Raw genomic sequence first — 22,355 nt, forward strand, 5'->3', positions numbered from 1 at the left:
ATATTTTTTTTGCTTAATACTCTTACTGAGGTTACAATTAATGATGTTATAGAGCCAGTCATTAAAAAGGGCTTCGTAAAGCTCCAACTTATAGCAATAAAATGGCGGCGCAATTGATAGAAAGAGGCGTATATAAAAATGAAAGTATTGTTTATAGGGGATATTGTCGGTTCGATTGGGAGAGACGCAGTAGAAAAATATTTACCTCGCTTAAAGAAAAAATGGAATCCAGACGTTGTAATTGCAAATGGTGAAAATGCAGCGGCAGGTCGTGGCATTACTCGTAATATTTATAATGACTTATTACAAATGGGTGTGGATGTCATTACGATGGGAAATCATACATGGGATAATAAAGATATTTTTGATTTTATTGATGATGCAGATTATTTGATTCGTCCCGCAAATTTCTCAATCGAGGCTCCTGGTAAAGGGATGGTGCAGATTTCAAAAAACGGGGTGACCTTATCTGTGATTAATCTGCATGGCCGTGTGTTTTTACCTCCTCATGAGGATCCATTTGCAATGGCAGAGAAATTAATCGAAGAAGCACATAAAACATCACCACTGGTATTTGTAGATTTTCATGCAGAGGCGACAAGTGAAAAAATTGCGCTTGGTTGGCATTTAGATGGCAAGGCATCGGCAGTTGTAGGCACTCATACTCATGTACAGACAGCTGATGCACGTATTTATCCGAATGGAACAGCCTATATTACAGACGTTGGCATGACAGGTCCTTACGATGAAATTTTAGGAATGACAAAAGAAAGTGTTATTTATAAATTTCAAACAAATATGCCATCTCGTTTTGAGGTGCCCAAAAAAGGACGCGATGTGCTAAGTGGCTTTTTTGTAGACATTGATAATCAAACGGGAAAAGCACTGGATTGCGAACGTATCTATATAAATGAAGATTATCCATTCCAGGTGTGAGGGAAGAAACTATTGTGTATGCTCTAGATGCACGATAGTTTTTTCTATTCTATTGACAATAAAAAGTCATTCTTTTTTGATTGTTTGCAATATATCAGAAATGAAAATAGTCTATTTTCTTCTCGCCGAGCATAAAATGACCTATCGACAATAACTTGAGGTCCAAAAGGGGGACGTTTAGTTGTTGAGCGTAAACACTATTCGCGAAACGGGGAGGAATAATTGTGGATTCATTAAAAGTATCATCACGCTCTAATCCAAATTCAGTTGCAGGTGCATTAGTCGCGGTAATCAGAGAAAAAGGGCAGGCAGAAATGCAAGCAGTTGGGGCAGGTGCACTTAACCAAGCCGTGAAAGCAGTGGCCATTGCACGCGGATTTGTAGCGCCAAGTGGCACAGATTTAATTTGCGCACCGGCGTTTGCCGATATTTTAATTGCTGGTGAGGAACGAACAGCTTTGAAACTTCTAGTAGAAAAACGTATTCGATAAAAATGGGATGAAGTAAAATGCCTTGCACATTTTTAGTGCAGGCATTTTTTCATTATTTGCAGGAACATCTAGTTACATAATTTCAGAAAAATCACTCATCCTTAATATGTTAACTGTCACTTGAAATTAGCAAGTTAATTTTTTATACTGCATTAATGGACCATATTAATGTAAACTGAAAATTACCCTGAAATTTAGTGGAAACAAGAAGTGAAATGAGGGAATAATCGCGACTTATGACTGATTAGTGGAGAGTGAAAAAAACTTTTACTTTAGTATTTCGATAATTACAATTTATTGAACGGGATTTTCAGTCAAAGGTCTGATTTTCAGTTAAATCGTGGAATAACAATAGTGCAGACCGTTTCTTCGTGTTAAACTTATGAAGGAAAAATAGTAGTACACATTGGATTTAAGGAGTTGTTGACATGTTACATCAGCTTTCATGGAAAGTCGGTGGGCAACAGGGTGAAGGGATTGAAAGTACAGGTGAGATTTTCTCAATGGCAATGAATCGTTTAGGTTATTTCCTATACGGTTATCGTCACTTCTCTTCTCGAATTAAAGGTGGCCATACGAATAATAAAATTACAGTTCGTCCAACAGAGGTACGATCTATTGCGGATGATTTAGATATTTTAGTAGCGTTTGACCAAGAGACAATTGACGTTAATTATAAAGAATTAACGGAAAAAGGCGTTATTTTAGCGGATTCTAAATTTGAACCAGTGAAGCCGGAAGATTCAAAGGCACCATTATTTGCCGTACCATTTACAGAAATAGCAGCAGAGTTAGGTACTTCTTTAATGAAAAATATGGTGGCAATTGGAGCAACTGCGTCATTGTTAAATTTAGAAAACGAAGTATTCCAAAATGTTGTTGATGATATTTTTGGTAAAAAAGGTGAAGAAGTTGTTCAGAAAAATATGGAGGCTATTGCACGTGGTCGACAAATCATGAATGACCTGTTAGGTAATCGTGTAGGCGAATGGGAATTAGCGCCAGCTGATGGAAAACGCCGCATGTTTATGATTGGTAATGATGCTATTGCACTTGGAGCACTTGCAGCTGGGACACGCTTTATGGCAGCCTATCCAATTACACCAGCTTCTGAAATTATGGAATACCTGATTAAAAAATTACCGAAATTCGGTGGTACAGTCATCCAAACAGAAGATGAGATTGCTGCAGCGACAATGGCAATTGGTGCAAACTTCGGTGGTGTTCGTTCCTTTACAGCTTCAGCTGGACCAGGCCTTTCATTAATGATGGAAGCAATTGGTCTTTCAGGTATGACAGAGCAGCCACTAGTTGTTGTTGATACACAGCGTGGCGGCCCATCAACAGGATTACCAACAAAGCAAGAGCAATCAGATTTGATGGCAATGTTATACGGTACACATGGCGAAATTCCTAAAGTAGTGATTGCACCTTCAACAATGGAGGAAGCATTTTTTGATACAATCCAAGCCTTTAACATTGCAGAGGAATTACAATTGCCAGTTATTCTAATGACTGATTTACAATTATCTCTAGGTAAACAATCTGTTGAACCATTTGATTATAACAAAATTGAAATCCGTCGCGGGAAAATGGTCACTGATGACATTGAAGAGGCGGCAGATAAAGCTTATTTCAAACGTTATGAAAATTCAGAAGATGGTATTTCACCGCGCGTGCTACCTGGTACATTAAACGGTATTCACCATGTAACTGGTGTTGAGCATGATGAAACAGGAAAGCCATCAGAAGCAACTGGTAATCGTCAAACACAAATGGATAAACGATTCCGTAAGCTAGCTTCATTAACATTTGATCAGCCAGTTTATATAAATGCACCACATGAAGAAGCAGATATTTTACTAGTGGGCTTTAACTCAACACGTGGAGCGATAGAGGAAGTACAAGAACGATTAAATGCTGAGGGCATGAAGGTAAACCATGCGCATATTCGTTTAATTCATCCATTCCCATCTAAAGAAATAGCACCTTTAGTAGCGACAGCGAAAAAGGTAATTGTTGTGGAAAATAATTATACGGGCCAATTAGCCAATATTATGAAAATGAATGTTGGTGGTCACGATAAAATTGAGACGATTACAAAATATAATGGTACACCATTCTTGCCAGGTGAATTAGAAAATCGTGTGAAGGAGTTGACTCACTAATGGCAACATTTAAGGATTTTCGTAATACAGTAAAACCAAATTGGTGCCCAGGCTGTGGCGACTTCTCTGTACAAGCGGCCATTCAACGCGCTGCGGCAAACGTTGGCATCGAACCAAATGAGCTAGCTGTAATTTCTGGGATTGGCTGTTCGGGCCGTATTTCAGGCTACATTAATTCTTATGGTTTCCATGGTATCCATGGCCGTGCACTACCGATTGCACAAGGCTTAAAAATGGCGAACCGTGATTTACATGTTATCGCTTCTGGTGGTGATGGCGATGGCTTTGCAATTGGTATGGGGCATACAATTCATGCAATCCGCCGTAATATTGACATTACTTATATTGTTATGGATAACCAAATTTACGGTTTAACAAAGGGGCAAACATCTCCACGTTCAGCGGCAGGCTTTATTACAAAATCTACACCAGGTGGAGCGATTGAGCCATCCTTAAAACCATTAGAGGTAGCGTTAACAAGTGGCGCAACTTTTGTGGCACAAGGCTTCTCAACAGATATTAAAGAATTGACCGCGCTAATAGAAGCGGGTATTAATCATAAAGGCTTCTCGTTCATCAACGTATTCTCACCTTGTGTTACGTATAACAAAGTGAACACGTACGATTGGTTTAAAGAAAACTTAACGAAGCTTGCTGATATTGAAGGCTATGATAATTCTGACCGTGGTATGGCAATGCGTACAGTGATGGAGCATGAGGGCTTAGTAACAGGTATTATTTATCAAGATACTGAAACAGCTTCATATCAAGAAAAAGTACCAGGCTACTCAAAGCTACCATTAACAGATATTGATATCAAAATGAGCGAAAATGATTTTAATGAATTAGTAAAAGAATTTATGTAAATCAATAACAAAGCGTATTTAAGAAAATCTTAAATACGCTTTTTGCATGTTAAAAATTAGCAAGAGCCCCATTATTGCCCCCAAGGCTGTTCACCATATCTTTTGAGCATTACGACTTCACCATCATTTTTTTTAATACGATTATATACATACTTAATTTTGTATTCGTTGTATTTTTCTAATTCGATTTTGTCGTAAAAATCCTTAGGTAGAGCTAACTCCCGTTCATTAATTAGAAGATAGTGATCTCCGTTCTTCTCCATAATATTTTGTTCATCAATTTTAAAGGTGCTTTCGATTTGCACATCATTTAACGTATAAAAACCTGCAGCAAACAAGCCTATAAATAAGAGTGATAAACAGATAGCTATCCAATTACCTTTTCTCAAGACCATCTCCTCCTTTTTTTATCTTTATCTTTTATACGAATAATCCATAAGATAGTTTCAAATTCTCCTGTTATTACGAATCACAACAATAAAAATTTCAATCCTTATAAAATCCTTATAATTATTTTTTACATTATAGTCATCGAAAGGATGATGACTTTAAATGGATACTATTATTTTAAAAACCGAAAATCTGAGTAAAAGCTTTAAGGGACAAAAAATTGTAGAGGATTTGTCCCTGACGATACCACGCAATACTGTCTATGGTTTACTAGGTCCTAATGGTGCTGGAAAATCAACAACATTAAAAATGATGACTGGTATGCTGCGCCCAAGTACAGGTAAAATATTCTTTAATGGGCATGAATGGAATCGTAATGATTTACATGATATTGGTGTATTAATCGAAACACCTCCCCTATATGAAAATTTAACGGCAAGAGAAAATCTGAAGGTTCGAACGATTGCGCTTGGATTACCAGCATCACGTATTGATGAGGTATTAAGGATTGTCGATTTGACCAATACAGGGAAAAAAAGAGCCGGACAATTTTCCTTAGGCATGAAACAGCGTTTAGGAATAGCTATTGCACTGTTAAACTATCCAAAGCTTTTAATTCTCGACGAACCAACGAATGGGCTTGATCCAATTGGCATTCAAGAGCTAAGAAAATTAATTCGATCATTTCCAGAGCTAGGTATTACAGTCATATTATCAAGCCACATCCTGTCAGAAGTGGAGCAGGTCGTTGATGAAATAGGGATTATTGCAGGAGGAAAATTAGGCTATCAGGGAGCTGCACCACAGGGACAGGAATTAGAAGCATTATTTATGCAGGTAGTGTCTGCTAGTAGAAAGGCAGGCAATTAGTATGATTTCCATAGTGAGGGCTGAAAGATTAAAATGGAAAAAGACATTTATTGTTAAATTAGTTTGGCTAGCACCCATAGTGGCGATAGTACTCACTGCATTATTAATGGGAGGAAGCTTTTTTCAAAAGGGTGCTTATAATTGGTGGTATACAATGCTCTTACCAGGTGCTCTGACGATATGTTGTGCAATAGTGATGGAAAAAGATGCTAAATTGAAATATCATAGTATTCTCGCAATGCCGATTGATCTGAAGAAGATCTGGTTTGGTAAAATACTTGCATGTAGTGCCTGGTTGTTATTCATTTCACTTATTTTCTTTACAGGAATTACTGCTGGTGGAATACTTTTTGGCAATAGCTTTTCTTTCATAAATAGTCTTACAGGTAGTTTGTTAATTTTCGTCACGTTTTTATGGCAAATTCCACTTTGTTTATTCCTTGCGGCAAAATTAGGAACTTATATGGCTATTTTTATAAATTTAGTCGGCAATCTTGCTGGTATGATTGCATTTGCGAATGGGGATTTTTGGTATAGTGTGCCTTACGCCATTACAGCAAGACTAATATGCCCAACATTAAAGATTTTACCAAATGGTCTGCCAGTGCCTGAGGGTAGCCCGTTATTAAGCATGTCGGTTATAGTTCCAGGTATATTAATTGCTTTAGCATGGTTTGTATTAATTAGCTTCTTTACTGCACGTTGGTTTCAGAAAAGGGAGGCGAAATAGTATATGGTAATGTTAAGATTACTGAGAGCTGAGTTTCTTAAAGTAAAAAGAACGCCATTTTTACTAACTCATTTCCTTGTACCGATTATTATTTCCGGGTTGTTTTTAGCATACTATTCTTATTCACCATGGAATTTTGATTGGAAAATATCCGGTTATTTTCAGGCTCTTTCATGCGGGTTTCCAATTATTATTGGATTAGTTTGTGCAATGGCTGCGGAGCAAGAAGCAAAGGCAGGGCAGTTTCAGGAGATGCTAACCGCTACTAAAACCAAAATAGTGGTCTATTTAAGCAAGTTGCTACTGTTATTGTTATTTAGTTTTGGAGCAATATTACTGTCCTTTGGTATTTTTAGTGTTGGCTTTATTGAGCTTTTGCATGAAGATACTTTTGGTTATCAATTTTATTTTATAGCTGGATGTATTCTATTTGTAAGCTTTGCATTTTTATATATTTTACATTTTTTTGTTAGTCTTCAATTTGGTAAAGGTGCCTCAATCGGTTTAGGTATTGTGGGGTCACTAATAGTAGCCTTATTACTCACTGGACTAGGTGATGGTATTTGGTCATTTATACCTTATGGTTGGGGTGGTCACTTTGTTTCATTGTGGGCAATGGGGGCGTCCGGGCTTGATCTATCGACGGTAGAAATAGGACTCCAGAAAGGTATTATGGCTTCAGTTTGCGGAACATTGCTAGCGTTAATCCTATCTTGTTTATGGTTCTGGAGATGGGAAGGAAGAAAAACAGAAAGCTAGGGAAAATGATGAGGGTAGAAGTATGGCAAAAATATTAGCAGTGGATGATGAAAAAGATATTTTAGTCTTGATAAAAAATGCATTACTAAAAGACGAACATTTAGTAACGGCAGTCTCTGATGCGACAGAAGTAAGTAAAATGAATCTTGGTGCTTTCGATTTAATTTTATTGGATGTGATGATGCCCGAAATTGATGGATTTACTTTATGTGGCCAAATACGTCATGCTGTAGATTGTCCTATCCTTTTTTTAACAGCTAAATCGTTGGAGGAGGATCTAATGTATGGTCTAGGTCTTGGCGCAGATGATTATATGATCAAGCCGTTTGGAATTGGGGAGCTGCGTGCAAGAGTGAATGCGCATTTGAGGCGTGAAAAAAGAGAAAGACGTAGTATTCTTTTTGTAGATAACGTTCACTTCAATCTATCGGGCAAAGAGCTGTTTGTAAATGAAGTTAAGGTAATGCTGACAAAAAGCGAATATGAAATATGCGAATTTCTAGCTCGAAATCGGGGACAGGTGTTTTCTAAAGAAAAGATTTATGAAACTATTTTTGGGTTTGATGGGAAAAGTGACAGTACAGCAATCACTGAGCATATTAAAAATATTCGTTCGAAGCTTCATGCCTTTGATGTGGACGTGATTGATACTGTTTGGGGGATCGGATATAAATGGAGACAATAAAGCCGACTAAAGGAACACGACTACATACTTTTTTTCTTCGATATCTCCTTTTTCTAAGTTTAGGCACCATTCTGTTAGTAGCATTACTACTCGGTTTAACGTTGTTTGCACTTTCTACCAATATCGTATTACCAGCAAATTATGCAGAAACTCAAATTTCGTTATCAAGGGATCGTATTGCATCTAGTAGTTCAGTTACAGCTGATATGATCCCAGATCTTGTTGATTACGCAGTCTTTTCTAAAGAAGGTAAATTTCTTGCAGGAAATCTTTCAAATAAGGAAGCTTTTAAAGCTTGGGATGCAATGAAAAAAAAGCATTCTCAAAGTATCACTCATTTTTACTCGTTTATAGAGCGAGAAAATGAGATTTGTATATTACGGTATGATTTAGTGCCACAGTATCGTTCGGCTATTATGAGGAAGTATTTACCCAATCCACAACTGTTAGATATTCTATTGTTTATTATAGGGGTTATAACTATAGCAACTGTCCTTGCAATCCATTTTGGAAGAAAGCTAAAGAAAAAAATGTTTAGCTTGCAGGAAGCTATTGAAAAAATACAAAATCAAAATTTGGATTTTAGTATTAATCCAACAGGAATTCGTGAAATAGATGATATATCCATCTCACTGGAGCAGATGAAAAGAGCATTAAACAACTCATTAAAGCAGCAATGGGAATTAGAGCAAGCACGAAGAGAACAAATATCAGCTCTTGCTCATGATTTGAAAACACCTCTTACCATTATTCGAGGAAATGCAGAGCTTTTACAGGACACTGTCCAAGATGAGACACAAAGAGAATATAATGACTATATTTTAAAAAATACGATGGAAATTGAGAAGTTTACAAAACAGCTAATAGATCTATCGAAAATGGAGCAAAAAGTTGTTAGTGAAAAAGCGAATGTAGAAATGGATGCATTTATTCTTCAGCTAGAACATCAAATGAAGGCTCTTTCTTTAGAAAAAAGCCTTGAAGTGATTGTTGAAAAGAACAATCTTCCGGCTTCAATCTTTATGGATAAAGAGCTTTTTTATCGAGCTATGTTGAATCTAATTGTCAATGCAGTAGAGCATACGCCAATTAAAAGCAAAGTCATATTATTGGTTCAAGGAGAGATGAATTTCGTTCATTTTACTGTAGTCGATAGTGGTGCTGGTTTTTCAGCAAAAGATTTAAAGGTAGCCACAAAGCAGTTTTATCGGGGAGATCCAAGTAGAAACTCAGCAAATCATCATGGTATGGGGCTTTATATTGCCCAATCTATCATAACTAAACATGGTGGAACGTTGACACTCGAAAATGATTCAACGTCTGGTAGAGGTAAGGTAACCATTACGATTCCAATAAAACCTTAAAAAGAATGGGGCTGTCCGAAAAGTCGATGTTAATCGATTTTTCGGTACAGCCTTATTTTTATATACCAAAAAATCGTCCTTTTTTGTAAAATGAAGTTACCACACCACATTAACAGAAAGGACGATTTTTAATGAATAACCCAATGATTACTCAAACAAATTATAACATGCAAATGGAGATGACTCTAGAAGGAATTTTAGAGGAGAACATCTCTCAGAAACCTCGTAAACCACTTGTGTTCCAACCTTATACGAATCGTCAAAGTATGATGATTCCCGATATCGAATCCTTTATTCCTGAGCATCATGTAGCACGTTTAGTCGATGAAATGGTAGAATCCATTCCAGATAAACTGCTATTTTCCCATTATGTAGGTGGTGGTCGTGCCCCTTATCATCCTAAACTGTTACTAAAAGTCATTTTATATGCCTACACAAAAAAAATATATTCTAGCCGAAGTATGAAGCGAATGGTTGAAGAAAATTTGCCTGCCATGTGGTTAGCAGGCATGCAAACACCTGACCATCGTACCATCAATGATTTCCGTGGTGTCCGTATGCCAGCCATCATGGAGGAGTTATTTGAGCAATTTCTCCTCCAACTAGTAGAGCAAGAACTCATTGACCTCGAGTACATGTTTATCGATGGCACAAAAATCGAAGCGAATGCCAATAAATATTCGTTTGTATGGGGCAAGGCACTGGCCAATCACGACCAAAAGCTACGTGAAAAAACCCAATCGTTGATTAGAGATGTACGTGCTGTGACAACAGAAGAGTTACGCGAGGACAACTTAGAAGAACAACTCACGAAGACAGTCGAACAACTGACGGAGGAAGTGCAATCGTTAGAAAGTCAATATGAACAGGCTTCGGACAAAGAGGAAAGAAAACAGCTTCGAATGGAGAAATCCAAACGTCAAAAACACATCAAAACGATTGAAACGGATTATCTGCCAAGACTAGCTCGTTATGAGGCACAAAGAGAAATTTTAGGTGAACGTAATAGCTATTCGAAAACAGATCACGATGCCACATTTATGCGAATGAAAGATGATCATATGAAAAACGGTCAGTTAAAAGCTGGATATAATGTACAAATTGCCACACAAAATCAATTCATTATCGGGTACAAGTTATTTCAGCGACCAGGAGATACCCGTTGTTTCCAGCCATTTATGAATCAACTAATGGAAGCATTACCCAAAGTGCCAACACAGGTAATAGCGGATGCAGGTTATGCAAGTGAAGAAAATTATTTATTTGCGATGGGCGAAGAGCAGGAACCACTATTTGAATTACTAGCCCCTTATAACACGTATGTAAAGGAACAGACAAAAAGTTATAAACAGGATATTTCGAAGGTACAAAACTGGCCCTATCGCGAGGAAGAGGATGTCTTTATTTGTCCGAACAATCGAAAGGTGCTATTTAAACGCTATAGTCAACGAAAAAATACGGGAGGATACGAACAAGACTACAAAATTTATGAATGCGAGGATTGTACAGATTGTCCGTTGAAAGCCCTTTGTACGAAAGCCAAAGGCAATCGTCAAGTTCACTGGAATCCGGTCTATGAAGAAATGAAAGCAAAGGCAAGAGCAGCCCTTGATGACGAACAAAAGGCAGCCCTTTATGCGAAGCGTAAAGTGGATGTCGAAACTGTGTTCGGAGACATCAAGGGCAATCGGTCGTTCACACGATTTTTATTGCGTGGACTTGCCAAGACCCAAACAGAATTTGGGCTTGTGGCAATTGCCCATAACTTATTGAAAGTAGCAGGCATCCGCCTCGCTACTTTCAGCCAAAAGGAAAAAATGCGATGTGGAAAACGGCCCGTTCTCCACATCGCACTTTTTATTTAGGGACTTTCTGGACAGCCCCATTCTTTTTTCTCTTTATTTTGGACAGCGTAGTGTTATACAGTTCATTAGGCCATATGTACAGATTGGCGTTTTCTTAGATATAAAGAAAACAATTAACATTCCTCAATGGTGAGGGGCTATAAAAGTTATTATAATAAAACAGCCTTTCCATTAAATGCTTAAGTTTAAATAGCTAAGTTGTTTTCATTTGAATGCTTGTACAGCAATGATATAACAGTGATTTAGTATAGATTTTTAAACCAATTCAAGGAGGAACGCTATGAGCAAAGTATGGAAACGGGCAGTATCATTATTCGCCATCTATTTGTTATTCACACAGACTATATTTGGCAGTGTATCTGTCCTAGCAGAGTCAAATGGCAGTGCACAGCCGATACTCAACATCATCATGACAACGGATGGGGAGCCCTATAAGGAGGGTGACATCGCTACAAGTCCTGTTACGATTCAAGTCACAACGTCCTCAGCTGATAGTGCCAGTATACAGATAGAGCTATCCAGGGACAAAGGTGATTCGTGGGAGGAGTTGGATAGCATGGCACCCCTTGTGCTAACAGAGGAGGGCAACTATTATCTTTGGTTTAGAATCAAGGGACAGCAAGCCATCAACAAGCATCATGTTCGTATTTTACCACGGCTCACTGTATTAGCTGGAAGTCATCCGATTTATGTAAATGCAGCATCAACTGGCGGTAATGATGGTAGCAGCTGGAGTAATGCCTTCAAAGATTTACAATCAGCACTCAATGCAGCTCAAACAGGGGATGAAATTTGGATTGCCACTGGAACCTATACACCCACAAAGAAGATTTCTGCAAATGATCCACGTACAGCAACCTTCCAAATGAAAAACGGAGTAGCAATTTATGGAGGCTTTCAGGGAACAGAAACCAAATTGGCTGAGCGTAATGTTCAAGCAAATCCAACAATATTAAATGGTTTAGGGGATATTTACCATGTATTTTATCACCCAAATGGCTTGTATTTAGATAGTTCAGCTGTACTTGATGGAGTGACGATTACAGGAGGGGATGCCAATGGAAGCTTGGAGCATATGTATGGAGGCGGTATGTACAACTGGAGGAGTAGCCCAACCATAACGAATGTAACATTCAGTGAGAATAAGGCAAGCATTGGTGGTGGCATGTACAATGACAACGTTAGTAGTCCAACCATAACGAATGTGGTGTTTAGTGAAAATGAGGCAGACTTTGGTGGTGGGATGTACAATACTAACTATAGTAGTCCAACCATAACAAATGTGGTGTTTAATGGAAACGAGGCCACCGAAGGAGGGGGAATATACAATTATCAGAAAAGTAACCCATCCTTAACAAAAGTAACATTCAATGGAAATAAGGCAAACGCTGGAGGTGGCATGTTCAGTAATAACGCTAGTAACCCAAACTTAACGAGTGTAACATTCAGTGGAAATAAAGCAAACGCTGGAGGTGGCATGTACAACTGGAGTAGTAGCCCATCCATAACGAATGTAACTTTCAATAGGAATGAGGTAACTGCTGATGGTGGAGGCATATTCAATTATGATAGTAGCCCGACACTAACGAATGTAGAGTTTAGTGACAATACAGCAAATTATGGAGGAGTCTTGTACAATATTAATAGTAGCCCTACACTATTGAATGTAACAATCAGCGGGAATCAGGGAGCGAGAGGTGCAATCGTTGGTGGGAATTCTCAAAGTAAAATTCAAAATAGTATTATCGTTGGTAACCATAATAACCCAGCTCTTTCTAACTATACGGGTACGATTGCCAATAGCTTATTGGATGTAGAGGAAAATGGGACTGTACTAGCTAAATTCCACAAGTCAAAATCAGATGTAGAAACGGACACTTATCAACCTGAAGATATATTTATCAATCCAAGTCAGTCTGATTATCGACTAAGAGCAAACTCACCAGCTATTAACAAAGGGAACAATAGTGATAATACGATATTAACCGACCTTTCTGGAAATCCTCGTATTCAAGGAGTGAAAATTGATTTAGGTGCATATGAGGCATTTCCTTATACGGTGACATATCAGGAAAATGGAGCGATAAATGGGGACGTACCAATTGATAAGGAAACATATGATCAAGGACATTCAGTAATTGTACAAAGCAATAGTGGCAATCTTGAGAGAGCAGGCTATACGTTTAAAGGTTGGAATACACAAGCGGATGGAAAAGGCACACTTTATGTAGAAAATACAACATTCCCAATGGGCAAAGCGGATGTCACATTGTATGCAGAGTGGATGGTGAATCCAACCTACCAAGTTCAATATGATAAGAACGGTGCAACAGGTGGTCAAGTGCCACAGGATCACAGCGAGTATGAAGAAAACGAAATGGTAACAGTACAAAGCAATAGCGGCAATCTTGTGAGGGAAGGCTATACGTTCAAGGGCTGGAACACACACGCAGATGGAAAAGGCACATTCTATGCAGAAAATACAACATTCCCAATGGGTAAAGGGAATGTCACACTGTATGCAGAGTGGACAAAAAAACCAGCCTATACCATCACATACGATGCGAATGGTGCAACAGGTGGTCAAGTGCCACAGGATCACAATGAGTATGAAGAAAACGAAATGGTAACAGTACAAAGCAATAGTGGCAAGCTTATGAGGGTAGGCTATACATTCAAGGGCTGGAATACACAAGCAGATGGAAAAGGCACCCCCTACACTGAAAACGCAACGTTCCCAATAGGCAAAGCAAATGTCACGCTGTATGCAGAGTGGACAAAAAACCAAACCTATACCGTCACATATAATGCGAACGGCGCAACAGATGGTCAAGTGCCACAAGATAATAGCGAGTATGAAGAAAACGAAATGGTAACGGTCCAAAGCAATAGTGGCAAGCTTGTAAGGGCAGGGTATACGTTCAAGGGCTGGAATACACAAGCAGATGGAAAAGGCACCCCCTACACCGAAAACGCAATCTTCCCAATGGGTAAAACAAATATTACATTATATGCACAGTGGACAGTAAACCCACCAACAACTGGTGGAAGCACTACATCTCCATCAGCATCAAACGACAATGATTTTTCCCCACCGGCACCTGTAAAAATTACGTTTCATACAAATGGTGGCATAACACTAGCGCCAATCGAGATTGCATACAATACAAAAGTAAAAGATTTACCTATCCCAACAAGAGAGGGCTTTCGCTTTGATGGCTGGTATCGGGATGTAACGTTAACGACACTGTGGGCTGAAGATACGCTTGTGAGGGAAAATCTCACGCTGTATGCGAAATGGACAGTATTGCTAGTAGAAGAATCGGAAATACTAATAGAACCAATAGAGCCCCACCAGCCATCTGTGGTAACTTTTCAAGATATTGATAACCATTGGGCAAGAGAAATGATTGAGGCATTAGCAACGCAGGGCATTATTAAGGGCTATAAAGATGGTACTTTCCGTCCAAATGAGCCGATTAGCCGACAGCATGTGATGGCACTCTTTACACGTGCCTTTAAGTTCGAAGCTATTCGCCCAGCAACAGTCTTTTCTGATGTGACCCCAAATCATCTATACTATGATGAGATTATGACCATGCAGCGGGCAGGGATTATCGACGGCACACATGATACATTCTCGCCAGCAGCCTATCTTACAAGAGCACAATTAGCAAAAGTTTTAGTGGGTACATTGCGTCTAACACCTGAAGGTAGTAGCTCATTCAAGGATGTATCCAGTTCACATTGGAGTGCAGGCTATATTGCAGCACTAGAACGAAGAGGAATTGCCTTGGGGGATAATGGCTATTTCCGTCCTGAGGCTTCTGTTACAAGAGCACAATTAGCAGCCTTTTTATATCGTGCAATGCAGCAAGGGACGTCTGAATTTTAAGGCGTCTCTTTTTTCATCCCATTCACGAGTATTCAGTTATGTAAATTATTGTGTAGCATATTACGGGAAAATACATAAATAAGCGCTTGCCGTACAGGAAAACTTCCTATAAAAAATGCTACAATAAAAGAAAAAAGAGGAGGCGATGGGGTGAGTAACGTCATTGATTTTATTGCAAAGAAAAAAGAACGAGAAGAAAGGCAGCGTGTTCAAGAATTAGAGCACTATGTTGCGACGCAGTGTACCTTTGAGCATCCCTGGAACATTGACGCACTTGTTGATGAAAAAATAATCGAAGTGAAAGATCATTCGTTATTTCTGGGTTTTTTATCCATTTTAAAGGATGAACAAATTGACCCTCTTGATATTTTTCAGGATGTGTTTACTTTCGAGCCGGCTCACTTTGAGGTGTCCTATAATATGAGATGGTGGTCAGTTGTCCAGCTTGCCTTTACATTTTTAACAATCCTAAAGGAAAACGAGCCGCATACATATGCAGATTTTCTTGGTTTATCCGAATAATCTAGAGTGTGTGCACGTCTTCAAATGCTATCAAAACGTGCGCATACGCCAGAATTTCCCCAATTGTCAACCCCGATCCATTTTAATCTTTACAATACTCTCATTCTCAACATAAAAATTCATATATTTTATAATTCCTCAATAATTTTTACCGAATATTTTAAAGCCCTCCATACTTGCTTAATGTTTGTTTTATAACATTACCGTTGTAAGCAAATAAAAATAAACAAAAACAAATGGAGGGTCCAACTTATGGCAATGCGAAAGTTATGGAAGAAAGGTCTTATTGGTGCATTAGCAATTTCAATGTTGGCAGCTTGTTCTGATAGTTCTTCTGGTTCTAATGAAGTTAACAGTGATTTAACGCTTGAAGAAATTACGAAAAAAGCAAAGGAAGAAGGAAACGTTAATTCAGTCGGTATGCCAGATACATGGGCAAACTGGGTGGAGACTTGGGAAGAGCTTGGTACGGAATATAGCTTAAAGCATAAGGATACAGATATGTCGAGTGCTGAGGAGCTGGCAAAGTTTGAAGCGGAAAAGGAGGATGCAACTGCCGATATCGGTGATGTAGGAATTGCCTTTGGTCCAATTGCCAAGGATAAGGGCTTAACATTACCATACAAAACGTCTTATTGGGATGAAATACCAGACTGGGCAAAGGATGATGAAGGGCACTGGATAGTTGGTTACACAGGAACTATTTCATTTTTAACAGATAAAAACAATGTCAAAAACGCTCCTACTTCTTGGGAGGATCTTAAAAACGGCGATTATAATGTCAGCATTGGCGATGCATTAACTGCGAATCAAGCACAGTTCGCCATTTTAGCAGCTGCGATGGCATTTGGTGGAGATGAATCGAATATTCAGCCAGGGATAGACTTTTTTGCAGACCTAGCAAAGCAGGGGCGTTTGCAAGGTGATCCTTCTGTGGCGAATTTAGAAAAAGGTGAAATTGATGTAGCCATCCTTTGGGATTTTAATGCGCTAGGCTATCGACACCAAATTGATGAACAACGCTTTGATGTAGTTATTCCCTCTGAAGGTTCTGTCACATCAGGCTATGCAACGATTATAAACAAATACGCTAAAAATCCTCATGCTGCAATGCTAGCGCGTGAATATATTTTATCTGATGCAGGGCAAGAAAATTTGGCGAAAGGATACGCTCGTCCGATTCGTGACAAGGTTCAATTATCAGACGATGTGAAGCAGCTATTACTACCTTCGGATATGTACAAAAACGCACAGCCAGTGAAAGATCAAAAGAAATGGGAAGAAACAACAAAACAGATTCCACAACTCTATCAGGAGCAGGTATTAATCCATGCAAAATAATAAAGTTGTCTTAATAGTCGTAGATGCACTTCGTTTTGATACAGCCTGTACCCATATGGGATTTATGCATCATTTAGTGGAACGTAAAATTGCCGCACGCTATAAGGTTTGCTCAGAGGTTCCATCATTATCAAGACCTTTATATGAGACGATTTTAACAGGAACACCACCTATTGTGCATGGTGTCACAAGCAATATGACAGTACGTCTATCCACTCAAAACAGCCTATTTCATTTGGCGAAAGAAAATGGTTTGACTACAGCAGCCGCAGCTTATTATTGGGTTAGTGAGCTTTATAATCGAGCACCATTTATGCATATGGAGGACAGGCTACAATTAGATACACAACTACCTATCGAAAACGGCTTGTTCTACTTCGAGGATCATTATCCCGACAGTCATTTATTTGCAGATGCTGCTTGGCTAATGGATCAAAAGCAGCCTGATTTTCTCTATATTCATCCAATGAATGTAGATGATGACGGTCATAAATTTACAGCAGATTCTGCACAATATCGAAATCGTGTGTTAGCAGTTGATGCATTATTATCATTATTTATTCCAAAATGTCTTGCACAGGGCTATGAGGTCATTGTCACTGCAGATCATGGCATGACGAGTGATGGGAATCATGGAGGCACAACAGTAGAGGATCGCCATGTACCGATGTTTGTTATGTCTAAGCGAGTGAAGGCAGGTATAAAGGATGAGATTGTCTCTCAGCTTCAAATAGCACCACTTTGCTGTTATTTATTAGGAATGGAACCTTCCGATGAAATGGTTTCACTGTTATTAGAGGGCGTACAGTCCTTAAAAAAAGTTTAGTATGTATGAAATATTCGCGCCTTGTACAGGGGCGAGGTTAGAGGCGCGAATATTACTACAGGAAACAGCCGCGATTAATTATAGAAAGAAGTGATTGTATTGATATCGAAGCGGCAATCGATTGCCTGGCTATCTCCCTTTGTTGTACTAGTATTGCTATTTTTTTTAGTGCCGTTGCTGTACATGCTTATCACAAGCTTTCAAAATAGTGATGGCTTTACACTTGCACAATATCAATCTGTCCTGACGAATGGTTATATTTTACAAGGCTTTAAAAATAGTATTACCCTGTCTGTTATTTCAGCAGTGATTGCATTAATCGTTACTTTGTTTGCTGTCTATGCAATGATGAGGTTTTCTCCGTCAATGAGGGAGAAGATTTTAATATTGACAAACTTAACATCTAATTTTTCGGGTATTCCACTAGCGTTTGCCTTTATTGTTTTACTTGGTAATAGTGGGTTGTTTACATTGCTATTCGACAAATGGGATATCGACACATTCTCCTCCTTTTCACTTTATAGCTGGGGTGGTCTGCTACTGATTTATATCTATTTTCAGCTACCGTTAGCATTAATGCTACTTTACCCAATCTATGATGGAATCCAACAACAATGGAAGGAAGCAGCCGCATTGCTTGGAGCTTCTACCTGGCAATTTTGGCAAAAGATTGGCATTCCGGTTATGCTTCCTGGGATTGTAGGAACATTTAGTGTGCTTTTTGCTAATGCAATGGGGGCATATGCATCAGCCTACGCACTGACAAGCAGTAATTACAATTTGGTGGCCATAAGAATTGGTTCGCTAATTAAAGGAGATATTTTTGCACAGCCAGAGCTAGCCAGTGCTATTGCCGTATTACTTGCGGTAACGATGGTGACGGCAATGTTGTTAAGTGAATGGAGTATTTCAAAAACTAGGAGGAAGCTGTAATGAAAAAAAGAGGCTTTGCAGATTTATTTTTCCTCCTGCTCGCACTGTATTTAGTGTTGCCAGTTGTGGCCACAATGCTTTATGCCTTTGCAACAAAATGGAATAAGACGATTTTGCCAGAAGGACTAACCTTTAAATGGCTGGCAACATTATTTCAAGATGCTGAATTTATACAGGCATTTGGGCGCTCTGTTTTATTGTCCTGTGGGGCAGTTTTAGTTGCATTGCTCGTCATCGTTCCAGCTATCTTTGTAATTGTCTTGTATTTTCCAAAATACGAGAAGTGGATACAAGTGGCGGTTGTCATGGTCTATTCATTTCCAGGCATTATTTTAGCAGTTGGATTAATCCGTGTTTATAGCAAATTAGGTGTCTCCATGATTTTGGTAGTGTTAGGTGCCTATGTGATTGGCATACTTCCCTACATTTATCAGGGAACACGCAATAGTCTACGAAATGTAGATGCACGCCAGCTATTAGATGCAGCACAAATATTGGGGGCCTCTAAATTTCAGGCATTTACCAAAGTATTATTACCAACTGTTTATCCTGGCTTATTTGCAGGTGCGTTATTATCGTTTTCCGTCCTATTTGGAGAATTTGTATTGATCAATCTAGTGGTCGGGTCTCGGTTTGAAACCGTGCAAATTTATTTAATGAAAAAGCTTAGTACAAGCGGACATATTGCCAGTGCAGTTGTTTTCATTTATATCATTCTAATGGGATTATTAACGTTCACTATTGGAAAATTAACGAAACAATCGAAAGGTGCTACAAATGGATGAGTTATATTGTAATTGAAGGACTTCATAAAAAATATGGACAATCCACTGTTTTAACAAATATTGAGATGAGTATCGAAAAGGGCGAGTTTATCACGCTTTTAGGTCCTAGCGGCTGTGGGAAAAGTACCATTTTACGAATTCTAGCAGGCTTAACCGATGCATCTGCAGGGAAAATTCTAATTGAAGGAAAAGATATGCACGATGTTCAACCAAAGGATCGTCAAGTTGGGATGGTGTTTCAATCCTATGCACTGTTTCCTAATATGACAGTTAAGGACAATGTTGCTTTCGGCTTGCGTATGCAAAAAATAATTTCCGCTGAGATTGAACAGCGTGTACAAGAAATGCTAGAGACTGTGCATTTATCAGAAAAGGCACAGGCTTACCCAAAGGAATTATCAGGCGGTCAACAGCAGCGTGTAGCTTTAGCGCGTGCGTTAATTGTTCGACCAAAGGTATTACTATTGGATGAGCCTTTAAGTGCATTAGATGCTCAAATTCGCAAGAAACTGCAGGCAGATTTAAGAGATATTCAGCAAAAATTAGGCATTACCATGATTTTAGTCACACACGATCAAGAAGAGGCCATGGCTGTTTCTGACAGAATTTTTGTGATGAATAATGGGATGATTGCACAAAGTGGAACACCGACTGCCATTTATACAAGACCAGAAAGTGAGTTTATTGCAAGCTTTATTGGTCATTACAATGTTTTTACACGGCAAACTTTAGAGAAAATGATAGGTGAGTTGTTACCCCAAGGTTACTCAAAGTTCGCTATCCGTCCAGAGGCCATCCACCTAGATAGGAGACAGGGGGATGTATCCATGGCTGGTGTGGCAAAGCAGTCATTTATGAGCGGCAATGTGATTCGTACAATGTTTGAGGGTGACTGCCTCTTTACGATGGAGCAGCTTCACGAGCGTAAGCAACGAATCAAATTAAATGAAAAATATATGTGCTATGTGGCAAGGGAAGATGTGATTGCATTATCATGACGTATGCAAAAATTGAACGATTCGAATTTATTTTAAAACAATTAGAGACAGATGGAAAAATTATAGTTGCCAATATTGCAGAAGAGCTGCAGGTGGCCCCAGAGACAATACGTAGAGATTTTGATGAGCTAGAGCAACAACATTTATTAACGCGTGTCCATGGTGGCGCCATTAAGTATACGAATGTTAGAAATGAACCGGCATTTTTACGCAAGCTGCAAATGCAAAAAGAAGCAAAGCGCAATATCGCACGCTTGGCATCAAGGCGTATTTGTGATGGGGATACAATTGCTGTTGATACAGGGACAACGACAGTGCATATAGCAGATTTCATCATGGCGGTTAATGATATTACAGTCGTTACGAATTCCATTGCTGCAGCCATACAGTTTAATTTAGCGATTGAAGAACGGCGAATGACAGGGAAAGTCATACTGCTAGGAGGTACCACAAATCCAAGACAATCCTCAGTTGCAGGAGCGATGACCCTAGAATTGTTAGGGAATATGAATTTTGATAAAGCGTTTTTATCCTGTGGTGGCATTAGTGAGGGCGTTATTTACGATTATGATTTGGATGAATCACTGATTTCTAAAAAAATGCTTGATCATAGTAAAATGAATTATTTATTAGCGGATGCCTCTAAATTAAATGGTAGATCCTTTTATCAAATTTGCCATATTGAGGAGTGTACAGAAATTTTTTGTGATATAGCTTGTCCGCTAGAGTGGCTGGCCTTTGAGGAAAAATGGACGGAATGCAATGGAGGGAAAAGCTAATGATTGATTATCATGTACATTTAGAGGAGGGGCCATACTCATTCCGTTGGCTAGAGCGTACTTCTCAAGCAATGGCATTTTTTAATGATGAGGATGATGGAAAAGGGTCCAAGGGATCTATTGAAAAGACAATGCAACAGCTAACAAGTCGACTGCAAAGTGGATGTTATAGTGAGCAATGGCTGGATTTATATCTACAGCAAGCTAAGAAGCTAGGCTTGCGTGAGGTAGGCATTGTGGATCATTTATATCGCTTTAAGGAGACGCGCGCCTATTTCGAGCGTTATATGCAGCTAGACAATACCAAGACAATTGGAAAGATGCAGCGTTACTGGCTAGATAATGTAATGACCGAGAGCATTGATGATTTTGTGTCAGCAATTATTCGTGCAAAAGAAAAGTGGTGTCAGCATGGGATTGCTTTAAAGCTTGGCATCGAGGCAGATTACTTTGTTGGAGGTGAGGAAGAATTAGCATCATTATTGAATAGGTATCCATGGGACTATGTAATTGGCTCCGTTCATTTTGTGGATGGCTGGGGCTTTGATAATCCACAGACTCAATATATATTTGAGAATATGGATGAGGCTGCATTACAGCAAAGCTATGAGCAATTCTTTGCAACGGTTGAGAAAATGATCCATTCCAAAATGTTCGATTTTGTAGCGCATTTAGACAATTTTAAAGTATTTGACTATCAAGTGAAAGATGTGGCTTTTCTTGATTCTTGGTATGAGCGAATTGCAAGGGCACTTGTGGCGGCACAAACAGCGACAGAAATAAATGCTGGCTTATATTATCGCTATCCCGTGAAGGAAATGTGCCCGGGTCCTCGTTTCTTAGAAGCATTAATTAAGCATGGGGTTACTTTTACTGTTTCCTCAGATGCTCATTTCCCGGACGATTTAGGAAAGCATACATTTGCCAATGCAAATTTACTAAAAAGTCATGGTGTTCAATCAATTGTTGGGTTTAATCAACGTCATCAACAATATATAAAATTATAATGAAGGTCGCCGTTGATGAAATCATCGGTGATTTTTTATTAGGGGTAAGTAACGGATAGAAAAAGCGAACTGGTGGATGGAATCATTTAAATGACGGATAGAAGCGACGAAATGAAGGATAGCCCTCTCAATTGAACGAAGCGTA

The 22,355-nt window shown here is 38.9% G+C and carries 20 protein-coding genes; 19 read left to right on the forward strand and 1 reads right to left on the reverse strand.

The window, feature by feature from the left end; all coding sequences use genetic code 11:
* The first annotated feature begins 138 nt into the window (after positions 1-138).
* The 4 genes from AC2CGN_RS01385 (at position 139) to AC2CGN_RS01400 (ending at position 4,461) form a co-directional block, all read left to right on the forward strand.
* Entirely contained in the window at positions 139-936 is a 798-nt protein-coding gene (locus AC2CGN_RS01385; protein WP_429988866.1) for a TIGR00282 family metallophosphoesterase, read from the forward strand.
* A 224-nt stretch (positions 937-1,160) separates the two neighbouring features.
* Positions 1,161-1,427, forward strand: coding sequence for a stage V sporulation protein S (locus AC2CGN_RS01390; RefSeq protein WP_004224903.1), 267 nt, complete (start codon positions 1,161-1,163; stop codon positions 1,425-1,427).
* Positions 1,428-1,855: 428 nt separating this feature from the next.
* The gene (locus AC2CGN_RS01395) at positions 1,856-3,595 is read left to right on the forward strand and encodes a 2-oxoacid:acceptor oxidoreductase subunit alpha (protein ID WP_429984557.1); all 1,740 of its coding nucleotides are present in this window, start codon (positions 1,856-1,858) and stop codon (positions 3,593-3,595) included.
* A complete protein-coding gene (locus tag AC2CGN_RS01400) occupies positions 3,595-4,461 on the forward strand; it encodes a 2-oxoacid:ferredoxin oxidoreductase subunit beta (RefSeq protein WP_429980649.1) in 867 nt (288 codons plus the stop codon). The genes AC2CGN_RS01395 and AC2CGN_RS01400 overlap by 1 nt, the downstream gene beginning before the upstream one ends.
* A gap of 71 nt (positions 4,462-4,532) precedes the next feature.
* Here AC2CGN_RS01400 and AC2CGN_RS01405 read toward each other — a convergent pair whose 3' ends face one another.
* Positions 4,533-4,850 (reverse strand): hypothetical protein, encoded by a 318-nt coding sequence (locus tag AC2CGN_RS01405; RefSeq protein WP_429980650.1) that lies wholly within the window; start codon positions 4,848-4,850, stop codon positions 4,533-4,535.
* Positions 4,851-5,013: 163 nt separating this feature from the next.
* Here AC2CGN_RS01405 and AC2CGN_RS01410 point away from each other — a divergent pair, with 163 nt between their 5' ends.
* The 15 genes from AC2CGN_RS01410 to AC2CGN_RS01480 all read left to right on the forward strand — a co-directional run bounded on the left by AC2CGN_RS01410 (position 5,014) and on the right by AC2CGN_RS01480 (position 22,210).
* A complete protein-coding gene (locus tag AC2CGN_RS01410) occupies positions 5,014-5,721 on the forward strand; it encodes a lantibiotic protection ABC transporter ATP-binding protein (protein ID WP_429980652.1) in 708 nt (235 codons plus the stop codon).
* A gap of 1 nt (position 5,722) precedes the next feature.
* Positions 5,723-6,451: a lantibiotic immunity ABC transporter MutE/EpiE family permease subunit gene (locus tag AC2CGN_RS01415; RefSeq protein WP_429988867.1), complete on the forward strand. Its 729-nt coding sequence runs from the start codon at positions 5,723-5,725 to the stop codon at positions 6,449-6,451.
* Positions 6,452-6,454: 3 nt separating this feature from the next.
* On the forward strand, positions 6,455-7,210 hold the full coding sequence (locus AC2CGN_RS01420) for a lantibiotic immunity ABC transporter MutG family permease subunit (protein WP_429984560.1): 756 nt from the start codon (positions 6,455-6,457) through the stop codon (positions 7,208-7,210).
* 22 nt (positions 7,211-7,232) lie between these two features.
* Positions 7,233-7,895, forward strand: coding sequence for a response regulator transcription factor (locus AC2CGN_RS01425; RefSeq protein ID WP_429984561.1), 663 nt, complete (start codon positions 7,233-7,235; stop codon positions 7,893-7,895).
* Complete coding sequence (locus tag AC2CGN_RS01430) at positions 7,883-9,259, forward strand: sensor histidine kinase (protein WP_484511668.1); 1,377 nt, start codon at positions 7,883-7,885, stop codon at positions 9,257-9,259. Before AC2CGN_RS01425 ends, AC2CGN_RS01430 begins: the two co-directional genes overlap by 13 nt.
* Positions 9,260-9,390: 131 nt before the next feature.
* Positions 9,391-11,124 (forward strand): IS1182 family transposase, encoded by a 1,734-nt coding sequence (locus AC2CGN_RS01435; RefSeq protein ID WP_484511670.1) that lies wholly within the window; start codon positions 9,391-9,393, stop codon positions 11,122-11,124.
* A 280-nt stretch (positions 11,125-11,404) separates the two neighbouring features.
* Positions 11,405-15,019, forward strand: coding sequence for an InlB B-repeat-containing protein (locus tag AC2CGN_RS01440; protein ID WP_484511672.1), 3,615 nt, complete (start codon positions 11,405-11,407; stop codon positions 15,017-15,019).
* A 150-nt stretch (positions 15,020-15,169) separates the two neighbouring features.
* Positions 15,170-15,541: a 2-oxoglutarate ferredoxin oxidoreductase subunit beta gene (locus tag AC2CGN_RS01445; RefSeq protein ID WP_484511674.1), complete on the forward strand. Its 372-nt coding sequence runs from the start codon at positions 15,170-15,172 to the stop codon at positions 15,539-15,541.
* 252 nt (positions 15,542-15,793) lie between these two features.
* Positions 15,794-16,882 carry an ABC transporter substrate-binding protein gene (locus AC2CGN_RS01450; protein ID WP_429984565.1) on the forward strand — a complete coding sequence of 363 codons (1,089 nt, stop codon included), beginning with the start codon at positions 15,794-15,796 and terminating at the stop codon, positions 16,880-16,882.
* Complete coding sequence (locus tag AC2CGN_RS01455; protein WP_429980667.1) at positions 16,872-17,708, forward strand: alkaline phosphatase family protein; 837 nt, start codon at positions 16,872-16,874, stop codon at positions 17,706-17,708. Before AC2CGN_RS01450 ends, AC2CGN_RS01455 begins: the two co-directional genes overlap by 11 nt.
* A 102-nt stretch (positions 17,709-17,810) precedes the next feature.
* Positions 17,811-18,641, forward strand: a complete 831-nt coding sequence (locus AC2CGN_RS01460; protein ID WP_484513132.1) for an ABC transporter permease — start codon at positions 17,811-17,813, stop codon at positions 18,639-18,641.
* The gene (locus tag AC2CGN_RS01465; RefSeq protein ID WP_484511677.1) at positions 18,641-19,426 is read left to right on the forward strand and encodes an ABC transporter permease; all 786 of its coding nucleotides are present in this window, start codon (positions 18,641-18,643) and stop codon (positions 19,424-19,426) included. The genes AC2CGN_RS01460 and AC2CGN_RS01465 overlap by 1 nt, the downstream gene beginning before the upstream one ends.
* Entirely contained in the window at positions 19,423-20,424 is a 1,002-nt protein-coding gene (locus AC2CGN_RS01470) for an ABC transporter ATP-binding protein (protein WP_484511679.1), read from the forward strand. The genes AC2CGN_RS01465 and AC2CGN_RS01470 overlap by 4 nt, the downstream gene beginning before the upstream one ends.
* A complete protein-coding gene (locus AC2CGN_RS01475) occupies positions 20,421-21,203 on the forward strand; it encodes a DeoR/GlpR family DNA-binding transcription regulator (RefSeq protein WP_429980675.1) in 783 nt (260 codons plus the stop codon). The genes AC2CGN_RS01470 and AC2CGN_RS01475 overlap by 4 nt, the downstream gene beginning before the upstream one ends.
* On the forward strand, positions 21,203-22,210 hold the full coding sequence (locus AC2CGN_RS01480; RefSeq protein ID WP_429984568.1) for a histidinol phosphate phosphatase domain-containing protein: 1,008 nt from the start codon (positions 21,203-21,205) through the stop codon (positions 22,208-22,210). Before AC2CGN_RS01475 ends, AC2CGN_RS01480 begins: the two co-directional genes overlap by 1 nt.
* Positions 22,211-22,355 lie beyond the last annotated feature (145 nt).

Source organism: Lysinibacillus sp. DFXJR4, assembly GCF_057196045.1.